Genomic DNA, 17,876 nt, shown 5'->3' on the forward strand with positions numbered 1-17,876 from the left:
GCGTTACCCCTGCTGACTTAAGAATTCATCAATCTCTTTACGCCATGGAACAGAAGGCTGAGCGCCTTTACGCGTCACCGCAATCGCAGCGGCGGCATGCGCGAAGCGGATCGCGTCATCCATTGCTTTTCCTTCCAGCAGCGCCGTTACCAGCGCACCGTTGAAGGTGTCTCCTGCGGCGATGGTATCAATGGCTTTGACCTTAAAGCCCGGTACGCGACGGCCTTCGCCATTGACGCTAGCCCACACCCCACGGCTGCCGAGGGTGATGATTACGGTGCCGATGCCTTTTTCATGCAGTGCAAGCGCGGCACGCGCGGCATCGTCATCATTTTCGACACGGATACCCGTCAGCTTTTCCGCTTCGGTTTCGTTCGGGGTGATGATATCCACCAGCGCCAGCAGCTCATCTGATAATACACGGGCAGGCGCAGGGTTAAGTACGACAGACGTATGATTTTCATGCGCAATTTTCGCGGCGGCCAGCACGCTTTCAACCGGTGACTCCAGCTGCATCAGCAGGGCTTCCGCTCCGGCGATGATTCCACGCTGCGCTTCGACGCGTTCAGTCGTTAACGCGGCATTAGCCCCTGCATGAATACCGATGACATTCTCACCTTCCGCATTGACGAAAATCAGCGCCACGCCGGTAGATTCCCCTGCAACCACGCTGACGGGTGCAATGTCGATGTTGTCGCTTGCCAGCTGTTTGCGTACGCGCTCGCCGGTATCGTCATCACCCGTACAGGCGATAAACGCGATATTCGCCCCGCTGCGTCCGGCGGCAACCGCCTGGTTTGCGCCCTTACCGCCGAACGCCACCTGATACTGATTGCCAGTGACGGTTTCGCCCGGAGTGGGGAACGTTTCAAGGTTAAGAATGTGATCGGCATTGATACTGCCAAGGACGACGAGGTTGCCTGCGGTTTTCATGTATTGAGGTGTCCATCTGAGAGCGCCACCGGTATTACCCGGTGGCGTATGCCACACTTTTCTTTTATTTGGTGTCCCTCAGGCAGCCAGCGACTGCCTGAATCGCCTTTACTGCTTAATGACCAGTTTCAGGTCAACAGGATATTTGGCCTGAACTTTTTCGCCCTTCAGCACTTTATCGGCAGTTTGCACGCCAGTCGCGCCAATTTGCTCAGGCAGCTGAGCGATGGTCGCAGCCAGTTTGCCATCATTTACTGCTTTTTCACCATCCGGCGTGCCGTCAAATCCGACAACCATCACATCTGATTTACCCGCAGTCTGGAGCGCACGCAGCGCACCGAGCGCCATTTCGTCGTTCTGTGCGAATACCGCCTGCACATCAGGATGCGCGGTCAGCAGGTTCTGCATGACGTTCAGGCCCTTTGTACGGTCGAAGTCTGCCGGCTGGCTCGCCAGCACGTTGAATTTGTGCGCCGCTACAGCCTGCTGGAAACCTTCACCACGTTCACGGGCCGCGGAAGTCCCGGCGATCCCCTGCAACTCGATCACTTTCGCGCCTTCACCTGCTTTCTTCGCGATGTAGTCGCCAGCGATTTTACCGCCCAGTACGTTATCAGACGCAATGTGGCTGACCACATCCCCTTTCGTTGCCTGACGGTCAAGGGTGATGACCGGGATCTTCGCCTGGTTTGCCATCTTCACGGCGTTACCGACCGCGTCGGAATCGGTTGGGTTGATCAGCAGGATTTTGGTACCACGAACGGTTAAGTCCTGAACGTTAGCCAGCTCTTTCGCCGGGTTGTTCTGAGAATCCAGCACCACCAGGTTGTAGCCCAGTTTATCTGCTTCTTTCTGCGCGCCATCCTTCAGGGAGACGAAGAACGGGTTGTTCAGGGTAGAGACAACCAGCGCGATGGTGTCCTTCGCCATGGCGTTAGCACTTACGGTTGCGCTCAGCGCGACAGCAGAAACCAGGGTAGCCAGTTTTTTCATGTTCATATCTAAGATGTCCTGTAGTGTCGTCAGTTACTGTTTTTTGTTGTCTACCAGTACCGCCAGCAAAATCACCACTGCCTTAACGATCATCTGGTAATAGGAGGAAACACCTAACAAATTCAAACCATTATTCAGGAAACCGAGGATCAGTGCGCCGATCAATGTCCCAACAATGCGACCTTTACCACCCGCAAGGCTCGTACCGCCCAGAACCACTGCCGCGATGGCATCCAGCTCATAGCCCGTACCCGCCGTTGGCTGCGCGGAGGAGAGGCGCGCCACTTCGATGATGCCCGCCAGAGACGCCAGCAGGCCGCACAGGGAGTAAACGATAATTTTGACTTTATTAACGCTGATACCGGACAGGCGCGTTGCCGCTTCGTTACCGCCCAGCGCATAGATATAACGACCCAGACGGGTATGGTGCAGCATGTACCATGCCGCCAGGAAGACGATAGCCATGATCCAGACCGGGGTCGGGACACCCAGCGGGCGACCGATACCGAACCAGCCAAACAGATCGGCGTTATCGGTAAAACCGGTATTAATCGGGCTACCGTTGGTGTACACCATGGTCACACCGCGCAGCAGCAGCATCATCACCAGCGTGGCGATGAATGCCTGAACGCGACCTTTCGCCACAACCACGCCGGTTACGGCGCCAATTGCCGCACCTGCCGCCAGGGCAGCGGCAACGGCCACCAGCGCGTTGACCTCAATACCAACAATCGACGCGGCGATCGCGCCGGTGAGGGCCAGCAGGGAACCGACGGACAGATCGATACCCGAGGTCAAAATCACCAGCGTCATCCCCACCGCCATAATGGCGTTGACGGAGGTCTGCTGAAGAATGTTGAACAGGTTATTGACGGTAAAAAAGTTGGGGCTCATGGTCGAGACAATCGCGATCAGCACCAGCAGGGCAATCAGCGATTTTTGTTCCATCAGCCATGCCTTTGTGAAATAGCGGCGACCAGAAACAGCCTGGGTAGTCATCTTCTTACTCCTGATTCACGCGATTAAGCTTGCCCACAGCGGCAGCCATCAGAACTTCCTGGGTGGCCTGCTCGCGAGTGAATTCACCGCCGAGATGCCCTTCATGCATGACGATAATGCGATCGCTCATGCCTAATACCTCTGGCATCTCGGAAGAGACCAGAATGATGCTCAGACCGTCGGCCTTGAACTGGTTAATCAGCTGATAGATCTCTTTCTTCGCGCCCACGTCCACGCCGCGGGTAGGTTCATCAAGGATCAACACTTTTGGGCGCGTCATCAGCCCGCGGGCAATCGCCACTTTCTGCTGATTCCCGCCGGACAACAGGCCAATCGCCTGCTCCATCGATGGGGTTTTAACGTTAAAGAGACGGATAAAATCGCTGACCGCCTGCTGCTCATCTTTGTGTTTCAGGCTGCCGCCGCTGCGGCTGAAATAGCCTAGCGCCGTCAGGGACATGTTCTCTTTCACCGACATGCCCAGCACTAAGCCGTCGCGCTTACGGTCTTCGGAAATATAGACAATGCCGTTCGCCAGGCCATCCTGCGGCGAGCGGGTGACCACCTCATGGCCGTCAAGGGTAACGTAGCCGCTGGTGCGCGGCAGTGCGCCATAGAGCACTTTCATCAGTTCGGTGCGCCCCGCGCCCATCAGGCCCGCGACGCCAAGGATCTCGCCCTTGCGCAGGGTAAAGGAGACGTCATTCACGCCCGGCCCGCAGAGATTATCCACCTTCAGGCGGATTTCTCCCGGCGCTTTCTCCAGATGCGGATACTGATCTTCGAGCTTACGTCCCACCATCATTTCAATCAGGGTATCTTCGGTCAGGGTTGCCACTTCGCGCTCGGCAATAAACTGCCCGTCGCGAAAGACGGTGACGTCGTCGCAGATCTCGAAGATCTCTTTCATGCGGTGTGAGATATAGACAATGCCGCGGCCCTGGGATTTCAGCTCACGGATCACGCGGAACAGGGATTCGGTTTCGGTATCGGTCAGGGCGTCGGTCGGTTCATCCATAATGATGACCTTCGACTCGAAGCTCAGCACCTTCGCGATTTCCACCATCTGCTGATCGCCGATGGAAAGGTCGCCCACCAGTCGGTCGCTCTTAAAGCGCAGATTCAGCTTCGCCAGCAGTTTGTCAGCTTCGGCATACATGGTTTTCCAGTCGATTTTGCCAAACCGGTTCACGAACTCACGGCCGAGGAAGATGTTCTCCGCAATGGTGAGCTGCGGGATCAGGTTCAACTCCTGGTGGATGATGCCGATGCCCGCTTCCTGAGAGGATTTCGGGCCGTTAAAGGTGGTCTCTTTACCCAGCCACAGCAGCGAACCGGCATCGCGTTGGTAGATACCGGTCAGCACTTTCATCATGGTGGATTTGCCGGCGCCGTTTTCGCCCACCAGCGCCATGACGCGCCCGGAATAGACGTTCAGCGCCGCACCGGAGAGGGCTTTTACGCCCGGGAACGACTTATCGATCCCTTTGAGTTGCAGTAATGCGTCCATGATGGCCTCAGAAGGTGACGCCAGCACAGAGAATGATATTCGCATACGGGGAGCACTCCCCGCTGCGAATCACCGCCTGACTGTCTGCGGTTTGTTGTTTGAACTGCTCGTGCGTTGTGTAACGAATTTCTATGGTGTTTCCCTGGTGCTGTTGCAGTTGCTCAATGTGGCTGAGCAACGTTTCGTGGAGTTGCGGATTATGTTGTTTGATTTCCGCCGCGAGAATGGCCGCCTCAACCTGCATCTCCGCGGTGACCACTTCCAGTACCTGCATGAACGAGGGTACGCCCTGCGTTAACGCCATATCGATACGGGTTGTGCTGCGCGGAACCGGTAAGCCTGCATCGCAAACCACCAGCGTATCGGTATGCCCAAGACGGGAAATCACCGATGAGATTTCTGAGTTGAGTACTGTGCCTTTCTTCATTTTTTGCTCCACTAGCGAAACGTTTCGCTAAAAACAGTGTAGCCGCAGAAGTGTTCAGAAAACCATCATGACGTAACGGATTTGTGATCAACGTCGAAACGTTTCGCTAAGTGAAATGCAATAGAGGAAAATTGCCCGGCGGCGCTACGCTTGCGCGGGCCTACGGGTCTGGTAGGCCGGGTAAGCGCAGCGCCACCCGGCATATTCAGAAGGGTTAAATCTCGACCTGCGTCCCCAGCTCAATCACGCGGTTAGGCGGGATCTCAAACTGGTCAGGCGCACGCAGGGCGTTACGTTGCAGAATGAGATACAGCTTGCCGCGCAGGCGCAGATACCATGGGCGCTTGCCGATGATCAGCGACTCGTGGGACATAAAGAACGACGTCTCCATCATGCGGCAACTCAGGCCTTCCAGACCGCAGCGGTGGAACACCTCTTCCACGTTCGGCGTTTCGCGCCAGCCGTAGCTTGCCACCACGCGCCAGAAGGTTGGCGACAGCTGTTCAATCTGTACGCGACGCACGTTGTGAACGTACGGCGCATCTTCGGTACGCAGCGTCAGCAGGATCACGCGCTCGTGCAGCACTTTGTTGTGCTTGAGGTTATGCATAAGCGCAAACGGGATCACGTTCAGCGCGCGAGACATATACACCGCCGTGCCCGGCACGCGCACCGGTGGGGACTTCTCCAGCGAGGCGATCATCGCCTCAAGAGAGTTACCGTGCTCGTGCATACGACGCAGCAGGCGGAAACGTTCGCTCTTCCACGTCGTCATCACAATAAACATCACCAGACCCAGCGTCAGCGGCAGCCAGCCGCCGGAGACAATCTTGTCGAGGTTCGCAGAGAACAGCGGCACGTCGATGCAGAGGAAGCCAACCAGGATCAGCCCCACGAGGAACTTATTCCAGTGCCAGTTACGGTACGCCACGGTGGTGGAGAGAATAGAGGTCAACACCATCGTTCCGGTTACCGCGATACCGTACGCCGCCGCCAGATTACTGGAGTGCTCAAAGCTGACGATAACAATCACCACCGCGAAATAGAGCAGCCAGTTGACGAACGGAATGTAGATCTGGCCAGACTCCATCTCCGAGGTATGGATAATGCGCATTGGGGAGAGATAACCCAAACGCACGGCCTGACGCGTCAGGGAGAATACGCCGGAAATGACAGCCTGAGAGGCAATGACCGTCGCCAGCGTCGCCAGGATCAGCATCGGAACCAGCGCCCAGTCCGGCGCCAGCAGGAAGAACGGGTTTTTAATCGCTTCAGGGTGTGCAAGCAGCAGAGCGCCCTGACCGAAGTAATTCAGCACCAGTGAAGGCAAGACCACGCTAAACCAAGCGACGCGAATAGGGAGTTTCCCGAAGTGGCCCATATCCGCATACAGCGCTTCAACACCGGTAATGGACAGCACCACCGCGCCCAGCGCCACAAACGACACCACTTTATATTCAAGGAAGAAATGCACCGCCCACATTGGGTTCAGCGCGTGCAGGACATCCGGGTTGGCGATAATACTGCGTAAGCCCAGCGCCGCCAGGATCAGGAACCAGGCCAGCATAATAGGCGCGAACAGCTTACCCACCAGCCCGGTACCGTGTTTTTGTATGGCAAACAGCAACGTCAGCACGATAATAGCGAGTGGCACCACCCACGTATCAAGCTGTGGCGCGACAATCTCCAGCCCCTCTATGGCCGACATTACAGAAATCGCCGGCGTAATCACGACTTCTCCATAGAAGAAGCTGCCGCCAATCAGGCCGATGATGACCAGCACGGAGGTCATTCTTGCGGACGTATTGCGCCCGGCAAGGGACATCAGGGTCAGAATACCGCCCTCGCCCGCGTTATCAGCCCGCATTACGAAAGAGAGATACTTAAGGGAGACCACCAGGATCAGCAGCCAGAAGATGAGCGAGAGGAAACCAAATACGGCGTCACGCTCTACACCAAAACCAAACTGACCGGACAGACATTCACGAAGCGTATAAAGCGGGCTGGTGCCGATATCACCGTAGACAACCCCGATCGCCGCAAGCGTTACAGCGGGTAATGATTGCTTATTATCAGTGCTCATAGACTAGTCTTTTCGTTTGAATAACAAATGTGTGCTTAGTCCCTTGGCCCACAAAAAGCGCACAGTATGCACGATTCAATGCAAAATCGTACCCCTAAATGCAGCCGCATTAATGTAGCGCAAAGAAAATAGCGCCGCACTTCAGCCTATTACCAGGCCAGACCGAAACGTCTATACTCGCTTCAATTAGCCGCCACGACGGCGAAAGGATGCAAAACTATTATGGCTCACTCACATTTATTAGCAGAAAGAATTTCCCGCCTCAGCAGTGCGCTGGAGAAAGGCCTTTACGAGCGTAGCCACGCCATTCGCCTCTGTTTACTGGCGGCGCTGAGTGGGGAAAGCGTATTTCTGCTGGGCCCGCCGGGCATTGCCAAAAGTCTGATCGCACGCCGCCTCAAATTCGCTTTCCAGAACGCGCGCGCATTCGAGTATTTGATGACGCGCTTCTCCACGCCGGAAGAAGTTTTCGGCCCACTCTCCATTCAGGCGTTAAAAGATGAGGGACGCTATGAACGTCTGACGGCGGGCTATCTTCCGGAAGCGGAAATCGTCTTTCTTGATGAGATCTGGAAAGCCGGCCCGGCCATACTGAATACCCTGTTGACGGCAATTAACGAACGCCGCTTCCGCAACGGCGCCAGCGAAGAGAAGATCCCCATGCGCCTGCTGGTGGCCGCGTCTAACGAATTGCCCGAAGCCGACAGCAGCCTGGAAGCGCTGTATGACCGTATGCTGATCCGCCTGTGGCTGGATAAAGTCCAGGATAAATCAAACTTCCGTTCTATGCTGGTAAGCCAGCAGGATGAAAACGAAAACCCGGTGGCAGCGTCATTGCAGGTCACGGACGAGGAATACCACCAGTGGCAGGAGGAGATCGGCAAGATAAAACTGCCCGATCCCGTTTTTGAGCTGATCTTCATGCTGCGCCAGCAGCTTGATTTGCTGCCTTCCGCGCCGTACGTCTCCGATCGTCGCTGGAAAAAAGCCATTCGCCTGCTCCAGGCAAGCGCGCTGTTTAGCGGCCGCGATGCTGTCGCCCCAATCGATCTGATCCTGCTGAAAGACTGCCTGTGGCATGACGCAGAAGGGATGAACCTGATGCAACAGCAGTTGGACGTTTTGATGACCGGACACGCGTGGGGTCAGCAGTCGATGCTCAATCAGCTGGGCGCGATTGCCCAACGTCGCCTTCAGCTCCAGCAGCAGCAAAGTGACAAAACCGCGCTGAAGGTGAACCGTCTTGGCGGGATGTTTGCCCGTAAACCGCACTACGAACTGCCCGCCGGGCTGACTGACGCCTCGCTCACGCTTCTTCTTCAGCAACCGCTGAAGCTGCATGATATGCAGGTTGTGCACGTGACGATCGAACGCGTTGCGCTGGCTCAGTGGCTGGATAAAGGCGGTGAGATCCGCGGTAAACTCAACGGTATCGGCTTTGCACAGCCGCTGTCAATGGAAGTCGACAGCAGCCAGCACCTTGTGATCCGCGACGTCAGCCTTCAGGGATCGCGCCTGGCGCTGCCGGGCACGGCCTCCGATACTGTTCCGGAGGAGATCAAACAACAGCTCGACGCGCTGGATAACGAATGGCATCAGCAGCACACGCGCTTCAGCGAGCAGCAGAAATGCCTCTTTATCCATAGCGACTGGTTAGGTCGCATTGAAGCCAGCTTGCAGGATGTCAGCGCGCAGATCAAACAGGCGCGTCAATGCTAACGCTGGACACGCTTAACGTCATGCTGGCGGTTAGCGAGGAAGGGTTGATCGAAGAGGTCGTCATTACCCTGCTCACTTCACCGCAGCTGGCGGCCTTCTTTGAAAAATTCCCGAAGCTCCGAAAGGCAATGACGGACGATCTGCCCCGCTGGCGCGATAACCTGCGACAGCGGTTTAAGGAGACGGAAGTCCCGCCGGAACTGACAGAGGAAGTGGCTGGTTACCAGCAGTGCCAGCGGCTTTCAACACCGCAGTTTATTGCCCAGCTACAGCAAACCCTGACGCTGCTTGATAACGTTCACTCCCCGTTTGCCAGCCAGGCCAGAGCGCTGGTCACTGACAACCCCAGCTTTACTCCCGCCCTGCATACGCTGTTTTTACAGCGCTGGCGTCTGAGCCTTGTGGTCCAGGCCACGGCCCTTAATCAGCAGTTGCTGGACGAAGAGCGCGAACAGTTGCTCAGTGAAGTCCAGGAGCGAATGACCCTGAGCGGCCAGTTAGAACAGGTGCTGGTGGAGAATGAAAACGCCGCCGGTCGACTCTGGGATATGAGTGCCGGCCAGTTAAAGCGGGGCGATTATCAGCTGATCGTGAAGTACGGCGACTTTCTGGCACAACAGCCGGAGCTGATGAAGCTTGCAGAACAGCTCGGCCGCTCCCGGGAGGCCCGGTCGGTCCCAAAGAAAGATGCGCCGATGGAGACCTTCCGTACGCTGGTACGCGAACCCTCCACCGTACCGGAGCAGGTGGACGGGCTACAGCAAAGCGATGACATCCTGCGCCTGCTGCCCACGGAACTCAGCACGCTGGGAATGACCGAACTGGAGTATGAGTTTTATCGTCGGCTGGTGGAAAAACAGCTCATTACCTATCGACTGCATGGCGAAGCCTGGCGCGAGAAGATCAGCCAGCGTCCGGTAGTGCACCAGGATTTTGATGAGCAACCGCGCGGCCCATTTATTGTTTGCGTCGATACGTCCGGATCGATGGGGGGCTTTAATGAACAGTGTGCAAAAGCGTTCTGCCTGGCCCTGATGCGCGTGGCGCTTGCCGATCGTCGTCGCTGCTACATCATGCTCTTTTCCAGCGAAGTGGTGGGGTATGAACTGACCAGCCCACAGGGGCTGGAGCAGGCGATCCGCTTTTTAAGCCAGCGCTTTCGCGGCGGCACCGATCTGGCCAGCTGTTTTCGCAGCATCATTGAGCGCATGCAGGGCGGAGACTGGTACGACGCGGATGCGGTGGTGATTTCCGATTTTATCGCCCAGCGGCTGCCGGACGACGTCGTGAATAAAGTGAAGGAGATGCAGCGCGTGCACCAGCACCGTTTCCATGCCGTGGCGATGTCTGCACATGGAAAACCCGGCATCATGCGCATCTTCGATCACATCTGGCGCTTTGATACCGGGTTGCGTAGCCGCCTGCTCAGACGCTGGCGACGTTAATTAAAGAAGAGAACCGACGCTCTCACGTACCTGCTGCGGCCAGACCCCACACTGTACCTGACCAATGTGAGAGAGTTGCAGCAGCAGCATGGTCAGACGAGACTGGCCAATACCACCGCCGATGGTCTGCGGCATTTCACCGCGCAGCAGTGCCTGGTGCCACTCCAGTTGCAGACGATCTTCATCACCGGTCACGGCCAGCTGACGCTTCAGTGCTTCAGCATCCACGCGGATCCCCATCGAAGAGAGTTCAAACGCATCTTCCAGAACCGGGTTCCAGACCAGAATATCGCCGTTCAGACCGGCATATTCGCTTTCGCCCACGGTGCTCCAGTCATCGTAATCCGGCGCACGGACGTCGTGACGTTTACCATCAGACAATTTCCCGCCAATGCCGATAAGGAATACCGCGCCCAGCTCTTTGGCGATCGCGCGTTCACGGCCTTTGGCATCCAGATCCGGGAAACGGCTCAGCAATTCCTGACTGTGAACAAAGTGGATCGTTTCCGGCAGGAACGGTGCCAGACCAAACTCTTTGCTCACGGCCGCTTCGGTTGCTTTGATCCCGGCGTAGATCGCCTCAACGGTGGATTTCAGCGTACCGACGTGACGCTCGCCATCTCCCATTACGCGCTCCCAGTCCCACTGGTCAACGTAGACAGAGTGAATCGGGGAAAGGCGGTCTTCATCGGGGCGAAGGGCTTTCATGTGCGTGTAAAGCCCTTCGCCCGCGCTGAAGTCATGTTGTCCCAGGGTTTGACGCTTCCACTTCGCCAGGGAATGAACCACTTCGAACTGGGCGTCTGGCAGTGTTTTCACTTTTACCTGTACCGCTTTTTCGCAACCAGACAAGTTATCCTGCGTCCCGTCACCCACGCGGCTCAGAATCGGCGCCTGAACTTCAATAAGGCCAAGCTTCTCTTCCAGCTGGCGGGAAAAATGGGATTTTACGAAACTGATCTGGCGTTGTTTTGCGATGTAAGCGGTTTTCATTATTTATACTCCTGCGTCCTGTTGATACTGATTAAGCAACAGAACAGGCGCTTAATTCAATAACCCATCAACAAAAAGCCGCCTTCACTTTTGATTCGTTAAAATAAGACGCTAGAATAGAGGGAATCATTAATCTTCATAAGAAAAACCTATGGAAAATTATCAGATCGACAATCTGGACCGCGGCATTCTGGAAGCGCTAATGGCCAACGCACGCACCGCGTATGCCGAACTGGCGAAACAATTTGGCGTCAGCCCGGGGACCATTCACGTTCGCGTCGAGAAAATGAAGCAGGCCGGGATCATCACCGGCGCACGCATTGATGTCAGCCCGAAGCAACTTGGCTACGACGTCTGCTGCTTCATTGGCATTATTCTGAAAAGCGCCAAAGATTACCCCTCCGCGCTGGAGAAACTGAACGCGCTGGATGAAGTCACCGAGGCGTACTACACCACCGGGCACTACAGCATCTTTATAAAGGTGATGTGCCGATCCATTGACGCCCTCCAGCAGGTACTTATCAACAAGATCCAAACAATCGATGAAATTCAGTCCACTGAAACCCTGATCTCCCTGCAAAACCCGATCATGCGTACTATCCGCCCGTGATCGGGCAATTTCATTCCCACATTTTCCACAGGTAGATCCCAGCTCGTTCACAGCGTACAATGGCCGCCTCTTTATCTGAGCGAGCGATCAATGGCGGACATTACTCTTATCAGCGGCAGCACCCTGGGCGGTGCGGAATATGTAGCGGAACATCTGGCTGAGAAGCTGGAAGATGCGGGCTTTTCTACACAAACGCTGCACGGACCGCTGCTGGAAGATCTCCCGACTGACGGGGTCTGGCTGCTGATCACCTCCACGCACGGCGCGGGCGATCTGCCGGATAACCTGCAACCTTTATATGACGAACTGCTGGAACAACAGCCCGATCTGTCAAACGTCCGGTTTGGCGCTGTGGGGATCGGCAGCCATGAATATGACACTTTCTGTGGCGCCATAGAGAAAGTAGAAGCTGCGGTGACCGCCTGCGGAGCAAAACAGCTGGGTGAAACGCTGAAGATCAACATCCTCGATCATGACATTCCCGAAGATCCAGCCGAGATCTGGCTCGCGGAATGGAAAAATTTACTCAAAAACGATTAAAGATCGTGCGATCAGATGTGGATAACTCTGGTTAAAAGCTCGTATTAAGCCGTAGTTATCCAAAGAACAACGTTGGTTTAGTTTTTGACCTGTGTATAAAGTGGCGATCTGATCCCAGCTTATACGGTCCAGGATCACCGATCATTCACAGCAAACGATCTTTCCTAACTGCATGATCTTATTTATGGGATCGGACTTATCCACAAAGGTCTGCGATCCTAATAAGAGATCACAATAGAACAGATCTCTAAATAAAAAGATCTTCTTTTTAATAGCCCAGGATCCCAATGCTTTCTCGAAAGACTAAAGTTGAGTAGAATCCACGGCCCGGGCTTCAATCCATTTTCATACCGCTTTACGCGAGGCAGACCACCATGTTTTATCAGGATCCTTTTGACGTCATCATCATTGGCGGGGGTCACGCAGGCACTGAGGCCGCAATGGCCGCAGCGCGAATGGGTCAGCAGACCCTGCTTTTGACACACAATATCGACACGCTGGGACAAATGTCCTGTAATCCGGCGATTGGCGGCATTGGGAAAGGACACCTGGTAAAAGAAGTGGATGCGCTTGGCGGCCTGATGGCGAAAGCGATCGATCGTGCGGGCATTCAGTTTAGGATACTAAACGCGAGTAAAGGTCCGGCTGTTCGCGCCACCCGTGCACAGGCAGACCGCGTGCTTTACCGTCAGGCTGTGCGCACCGCGCTGGAAAACCAACCGAACCTGATGATCTTCCAGCAGGCGGTAGAAGATCTTATCGTGGAGAACGATCGTGTTGTTGGCGCCGTGACCCAGATGGGTCTTAAGTTCCGCGCAAAAGCGGTGGTGCTGACGGTCGGGACATTCCTGGACGGTAAAATCCATATTGGTCTGGACAACTACAGCGGTGGCCGTGCTGGCGATCCGCCGTCGATTCCGTTATCTCGTCGTCTGCGTGAACTGCCGCTGCGCGTAAGCCGCCTGAAAACCGGTACGCCGCCGCGTATTGATGCGCGCACCATTGATTTCAGCGTGCTCGCACAGCAGCACGGCGATAACCCGATGCCGGTGTTCTCGTTCATGGGCAATGCGGCGCAACATCCGCAGCAGGTGCCGTGCTACATCACGCACACCAATGAAAAAACCCATGACGTGATCCGCAATAACCTCGATCGCAGCCCAATGTACGCCGGTGTGATCGAAGGGATCGGCCCACGTTATTGCCCGTCGATCGAAGACAAGGTGATGCGATTTGCCGATCGTAACCAGCACCAGATCTTCCTCGAACCTGAAGGGCTGACCTCTAACGAAATTTATCCAAACGGCATCTCCACCAGCCTGCCGTTCGACGTGCAGATGCAGATTGTGCGTTCAATGCAGGGCATGGAAAACGCGAAGATCGTTCGTCCTGGCTACGCTATTGAGTACGATTTCTTCGATCCGCGCGACCTGAAGCCGACGCTGGAAAGCAAATTCATCCAGGGTCTGTTCTTCGCAGGCCAGATTAACGGTACCACCGGGTACGAAGAAGCTGCCGCACAAGGGTTGCTGGCCGGTCTGAACGCCGCTCGCTTCTCTGCCGAGAAAGAGGGCTGGGCACCGGCGCGTTCTCAGGCTTACCTGGGCGTTCTGGTCGACGATCTCTGCACGCTGGGGACCAAAGAACCGTACCGCATGTTTACTTCTCGTGCGGAATATCGCCTGATGCTGCGCGAAGACAATGCCGATCTGCGTCTGACTGAGGTGGGCCGTGAATTGGGTCTGGTGGATGACGAACGCTGGGCGCGCTTCAACGAGAAGCTGGAGCGTATCGAACAGGAACGTCAGCGCCTGAAAACCACCTGGGTGAATCCGCAGGCGGAAACCGCTGCCGAAGTAAACGCTCACTTAACAGCACCGCTGTCGCGCGAAGCCAGCGGGGAAGATCTGCTGCGTCGTCCTGAAGTCACTTACGAGAATCTGGTCAAACTGACCGCGTTCGCGCCGGGCCTTGAAGACGCGGAAGCGGCTGAACAGGTCGAGATCCAGGTGAAATACGAAGGCTACATCGCGCGTCAGCAGGATGAGATCGAAAAACAGCAGCGCAACGAAAACACGCTGCTGCCGGAAATGCTGGACTATCGTCAGGTGACGGGCCTTTCCAACGAAGTGATCGCTAAGCTGAACGATCACAAACCTGTGTCGATTGGCCAGGCCTCACGTATCTCCGGCGTCACACCTGCCGCGATTTCGATTCTGCTGGTGTGGCTGAAAAAGCAGGGTATGCTGCGCCGCAGCGCGTAATGCTCTGAAAATTGCCCGGTGGCGCTGCGCTTACCGGGCCTACTGAACCCGTAGGGCGGGTTAGCGAAGCGCCACCCGCCACTTAAGTTTCTCAACAGGTATCCACCGTGCTCAATAAACTCTCTCGTCTGCTGGAACAGGCAGGTATTTCGCTCACCGATCACCAGAAAAATCAGCTGGTGGCCTATGTCGATATGCTGAACAAATGGAATAAAGCGTACAACCTCACCTCCGTACGCGATCCCAACGAGATGCTGATTCGCCATATTCTCGATAGCATCGTCGTGGCGCCATATCTGAACGGGGAACGTTTTATCGACGTGGGCACCGGCCCGGGCTTGCCGGGCGTTCCGTTGTCTATTGTTCGACCGGAGAGTCAATTCACGCTGCTGGACAGCCTGGGTAAGCGCGTACGCTTTTTACGCCAGGTCCAGCATGAGCTGAAGCTGGAAAACATCACGCCCGTGCAGAGCAGGGTAGAGGAGTTCCCGGCTGAGCCACCGTTTGACGGCGTTATCAGCCGCGCATTTGCGTCACTCAATGACATGGTGAGCTGGTGCAAACACCTGCCGGCGGAGAAGGGGCGTTTTTATGCGCTGAAAGGGCAACTTCCGGGGGACGAAATCGAGCTGCTTCCGGACGGTTTTGCTGTCGAATCCATTGAGAAACTTCAGATCCCTCAGCTCGAAGGTGAGCGTCATCTGGTGATAATTAAGCCAAACACTTTTTAAAAATTAATAAAAAATGTGGAATTTGTGCTGTTCTGATCGTGTTAAAAAGCAGCACATCCCGTCTGTTTTGGCCGTTGTTAATTTAACCTTGTTGTTACCATGGGTTTTCTTATGGTTAACCTGAAGTGAGTTGTTCACTCTGAGGATAATCAACCATGAAAATATCAGCCTGCTAAAAGTGGGTAAAGGCAACAAGAATGGAATGTTAAATATTTATTAAGAATGTCAATAAAAGGTTTTTGTTGTATACGGCTCTGTTTTAAAAATAGTTGCGATTTTTTTGCTTTAATTTCATACAGATGAAATAAATCGTTTTACGTCTTTGATAAATACCACTTTATCGCAAATGTGTATTTTGTGATCTCGTGCACGCTTTATCACCAACGTTTCCGCGCTGTTTGCAGTTTTGCCTGAAGGTCGGCACTTAGGTCAAAAGTTGAAAAATAGGACTGGGGAAAAATATTTAAACATTTATTCACCTTTTCGCTACTTAATGTTTGAAATCACGGGTACGCACCGTATAATTTGACCGCTTTTTGATGCTTGACTCTGAGCCTTAAAGGACGTTTTATACGACACGCGGCATACCTCGAAGGGAGCAGGAGTAAAAACGTGATGTCTGTGTCGCTCTTGAGTAGAAACGTTGCTCGTAAGCTTCTGTTCATTCAGTTTCTGGCTGTGATAGCAAGTGGACTGCTGTTTAGCCTCAAAGACCCCTTCTGGGGCATCTCCGCCGCGTGCGGAGGTTTGGCGGTGGTTCTGCCAAACGTGTTGTTTATGATTTTTGCCTGGCGTCATCAGGCGCATACACCCGCCAAAGGCCGCGTGGCCTGGTCCTTCGCTCTCGGCGAAGTGTGTAAGGTGTTGCTGACCTTTGCTCTACTGGTGATGGCGCTGGCGGTTTTGAAAGTGGTATTCATGCCGCTGATAGCAACGTGGGTTTTGGTGCTGGTGGTACAAGTTCTGGCTCCAGCTGTAATCAATAACAAAGGGTAAAAGGCATCATGGCTTCAGAAAATATGACGCCGCAGGATTACATAGGTCACCATCTGAATAACCTTCAGCTGGACCTGCGTACATTCTCGCTGGTGGATCCACATAACCCCCCGGCCACCTTCTGGACGATCAACATCGACTCCATGTTCTTCTCGGTGGTTTTGGGTCTTCTGTTCCTGGCCATGTTCCGCAGCGTTGCTAAAAAGGCGACCAGCGGTGTTCCAGGGAAATTCCAGACGTTCATCGAGATGATCATCGGCTTCGTCCATGGCAGCGTGAAAGACATGTACCATGGTAAGAGCAAACTGATTGCTCCGCTGGCCCTGACCGTGTTCGTTTGGGTCTTCCTGATGAACCTGATGGACCTCCTGCCTATCGATTTCTTACCTTGGATCGGTGAGCACGTACTCGGCCTGCCTGCACTGCGCGTGGTTCCGTCTGCCGACGTGAACATCACCCTGTCGATGGCGCTGGGCGTATTTATCCTCATTCTGTTCTACAGCATCAAAATGAAAGGCGTAAGCGGCTTTGTGAAAGAGCTTACCTTGCAGCCGTTCAACCACTGGGCGTTTATTCCGGTCAACCTGATCCTGGAAGGCGTTAGCCTGCTGTCCAAACCTGTTTCACTGGGTCTGCGACTGTTCGGCAACATGTATGCGGGTGAGCTGATTTTCATTCTGATCGCGGGTCTTCTGCCGTGGTGGTCACAGTGGATTCTGAATGTGCCATGGGCCATTTTCCACATCCTGATCATTACGCTGCAAGCCTTTATCTTCATGGTTCTGACGATCGTCTATCTGTCGATGGCGTCTGAAGAGCACTGATTTTTTACCAACACTACTACGTTTTAATTGAAACAAACTGGAGACTGTCATGGAAAACCTGAATATGGATCTGCTGTACATGGCTGCCGCTGTGATGATGGGTTTGGCGGCTATCGGTGCTGCGATCGGTATCGGCATCCTCGGGGGCAAATTCCTGGAAGGCGCAGCGCGTCAACCTGATCTGATTCCTCTGCTGCGTACTCAGTTCTTTATCGTTATGGGTCTGGTGGATGCAATCCCAATGATCGCTGTAGGTCTGGGTCTGTACGTGATGTTTGCTGTCGCGTAGTAGTTGTTTTAAAACCCCAAGCCACAGAAATTTAAGAGGTATTGTGCTGTGAACATGAACGCAACAATCCTCGGCCAGGCCATCGCGTTTATTCTCTTTGTCTGGTTCTGCATGAAGTATGTATGGCCGCCTTTAATGGCTGCCATCGAAAAACGTCAGAAAGAAATTGCTGACGGTCTGGCTTCCGCAGAACGCGCTAAGAAAGATTTGGACCTTGCACAGGCCAACGCGACAGACCAGCTGAAAAAAGCGAAAGCTGAAGCTCAGGTAATCATTGAACAGGCTAACAAACGCCGTTCTCAGATCCTGGACGAAGCCAAAGCTGAAGCAGAACAGGAACGTACTAAGATCGTGACACAGGCTCAGGCTGAAATTGAAGCTGAGCGTAAACGTGCTCGTGAAGAACTGCGTAAGCAGGTTGCGATTCTGGCTGTTGCTGGCGCCGAGAAGATCATCGAACGTTCCGTGGATGAAGCTGCTAACAGCGACATCGTGGACAAACTTGTCGCTGAACTGTAAG

At 54.5% G+C, this 17,876-nt stretch carries 17 protein-coding genes; 10 read left to right on the forward strand and 7 right to left on the reverse strand.

Translation table 11 applies throughout. The features are described 5' to 3' along the window. Positions 1-3 precede the first annotated feature (3 nt). The 6 genes from rbsK to kup form a co-directional block, all read right to left on the reverse strand. Positions 4-933, reverse strand: a complete 930-nt coding sequence (gene rbsK, locus ACQG0T_RS23085; protein ID WP_015570155.1) for a ribokinase — start codon at positions 931-933, stop codon at positions 4-6. 108 nt (positions 934-1,041) lie between these two features. Beyond that, positions 1,042-1,932, reverse strand: coding sequence for a ribose ABC transporter substrate-binding protein RbsB (gene rbsB / locus ACQG0T_RS23090; RefSeq protein ID WP_003862397.1), 891 nt, complete (start codon positions 1,930-1,932; stop codon positions 1,042-1,044). Between the two features lie 27 nt (positions 1,933-1,959). Next, the gene (gene rbsC, locus ACQG0T_RS23095; protein ID WP_252051638.1) at positions 1,960-2,925 is read right to left on the reverse strand and encodes a ribose ABC transporter permease; all 966 of its coding nucleotides are present in this window, start codon (positions 2,923-2,925) and stop codon (positions 1,960-1,962) included. A gap of 4 nt (positions 2,926-2,929) precedes the next feature. Beyond that, on the reverse strand, positions 2,930-4,435 hold the full coding sequence (rbsA, locus tag ACQG0T_RS23100) for a ribose ABC transporter ATP-binding protein RbsA (protein ID WP_015570154.1): 1,506 nt from the start codon (positions 4,433-4,435) through the stop codon (positions 2,930-2,932). Between the two features lie 7 nt (positions 4,436-4,442). Next, entirely contained in the window at positions 4,443-4,862 is a 420-nt protein-coding gene (gene rbsD, locus ACQG0T_RS23105) for a D-ribose pyranase (protein WP_003862392.1), read from the reverse strand. 214 nt (positions 4,863-5,076) lie between these two features. Next, a complete protein-coding gene (kup, locus tag ACQG0T_RS23110) occupies positions 5,077-6,945 on the reverse strand; it encodes a low affinity potassium transporter Kup (RefSeq protein ID WP_006808744.1) in 1,869 nt (622 codons plus the stop codon). A gap of 222 nt (positions 6,946-7,167) precedes the next feature. On the opposite strand from kup, the gene ravA reads away from it, so the two are divergent. Together ravA and viaA are read left to right on the forward strand one after the other, a co-directional pair. Beyond that, positions 7,168-8,664: an ATPase RavA gene (gene ravA, locus ACQG0T_RS23115; protein ID WP_032646645.1), complete on the forward strand. Its 1,497-nt coding sequence runs from the start codon at positions 7,168-7,170 to the stop codon at positions 8,662-8,664. Then, positions 8,658-10,109 carry an ATPase RavA stimulator ViaA gene (viaA, locus tag ACQG0T_RS23120; RefSeq protein WP_252051640.1) on the forward strand — a complete coding sequence of 484 codons (1,452 nt, stop codon included), beginning with the start codon at positions 8,658-8,660 and terminating at the stop codon, positions 10,107-10,109. Before ravA ends, viaA begins: the two co-directional genes overlap by 7 nt. Here viaA and asnA read toward each other — a convergent pair whose 3' ends face one another. Beyond that, a complete protein-coding gene (asnA, locus tag ACQG0T_RS23125; RefSeq protein ID WP_003862385.1) occupies positions 10,110-11,102 on the reverse strand; it encodes an aspartate--ammonia ligase in 993 nt (330 codons plus the stop codon). It abuts the gene before it with no gap. A gap of 151 nt (positions 11,103-11,253) precedes the next feature. On the opposite strand from asnA, the gene asnC reads away from it, so the two are divergent. The 8 genes from asnC (at position 11,254) to atpF (ending at position 17,875) form a co-directional block, all read left to right on the forward strand. Continuing rightward, positions 11,254-11,712 (forward strand): transcriptional regulator AsnC, encoded by a 459-nt coding sequence (gene asnC, locus ACQG0T_RS23130; RefSeq protein WP_003862383.1) that lies wholly within the window; start codon positions 11,254-11,256, stop codon positions 11,710-11,712. Positions 11,713-11,802: 90 nt separating this feature from the next. Next, a complete protein-coding gene (mioC, locus tag ACQG0T_RS23135; protein WP_271040492.1) occupies positions 11,803-12,252 on the forward strand; it encodes an FMN-binding protein MioC in 450 nt (149 codons plus the stop codon). A 374-nt stretch (positions 12,253-12,626) separates the two neighbouring features. Then, on the forward strand, positions 12,627-14,516 hold the full coding sequence (gene mnmG / locus ACQG0T_RS23140; protein WP_017383709.1) for a tRNA uridine-5-carboxymethylaminomethyl(34) synthesis enzyme MnmG: 1,890 nt from the start codon (positions 12,627-12,629) through the stop codon (positions 14,514-14,516). Between the two features lie 107 nt (positions 14,517-14,623). After that, positions 14,624-15,247: a 16S rRNA (guanine(527)-N(7))-methyltransferase RsmG gene (rsmG, locus tag ACQG0T_RS23145; RefSeq protein ID WP_017383708.1), complete on the forward strand. Its 624-nt coding sequence runs from the start codon at positions 14,624-14,626 to the stop codon at positions 15,245-15,247. A gap of 615 nt (positions 15,248-15,862) precedes the next feature. Beyond that, a complete protein-coding gene (atpI, locus tag ACQG0T_RS23150) occupies positions 15,863-16,243 on the forward strand; it encodes a F0F1 ATP synthase subunit I (RefSeq protein WP_003862375.1) in 381 nt (126 codons plus the stop codon). Positions 16,244-16,251: 8 nt separating this feature from the next. Then, a complete protein-coding gene (atpB, locus tag ACQG0T_RS23155) occupies positions 16,252-17,067 on the forward strand; it encodes a F0F1 ATP synthase subunit A (RefSeq protein WP_003862373.1) in 816 nt (271 codons plus the stop codon). A gap of 49 nt (positions 17,068-17,116) precedes the next feature. Continuing rightward, entirely contained in the window at positions 17,117-17,356 is a 240-nt protein-coding gene (gene atpE, locus ACQG0T_RS23160; protein WP_000429386.1) for a F0F1 ATP synthase subunit C, read from the forward strand. Between the two features lie 48 nt (positions 17,357-17,404). Next, complete coding sequence (gene atpF / locus ACQG0T_RS23165; protein ID WP_003862370.1) at positions 17,405-17,875, forward strand: F0F1 ATP synthase subunit B; 471 nt, start codon at positions 17,405-17,407, stop codon at positions 17,873-17,875. Position 17,876: the final 1 nt, after the last annotated feature.

Source organism: Enterobacter cloacae complex sp. 302F9 (assembly GCF_050030335.1).
Classification (GTDB): Bacteria; Pseudomonadota; Gammaproteobacteria; order Enterobacterales; family Enterobacteriaceae; genus Enterobacter; species Enterobacter hormaechei_C.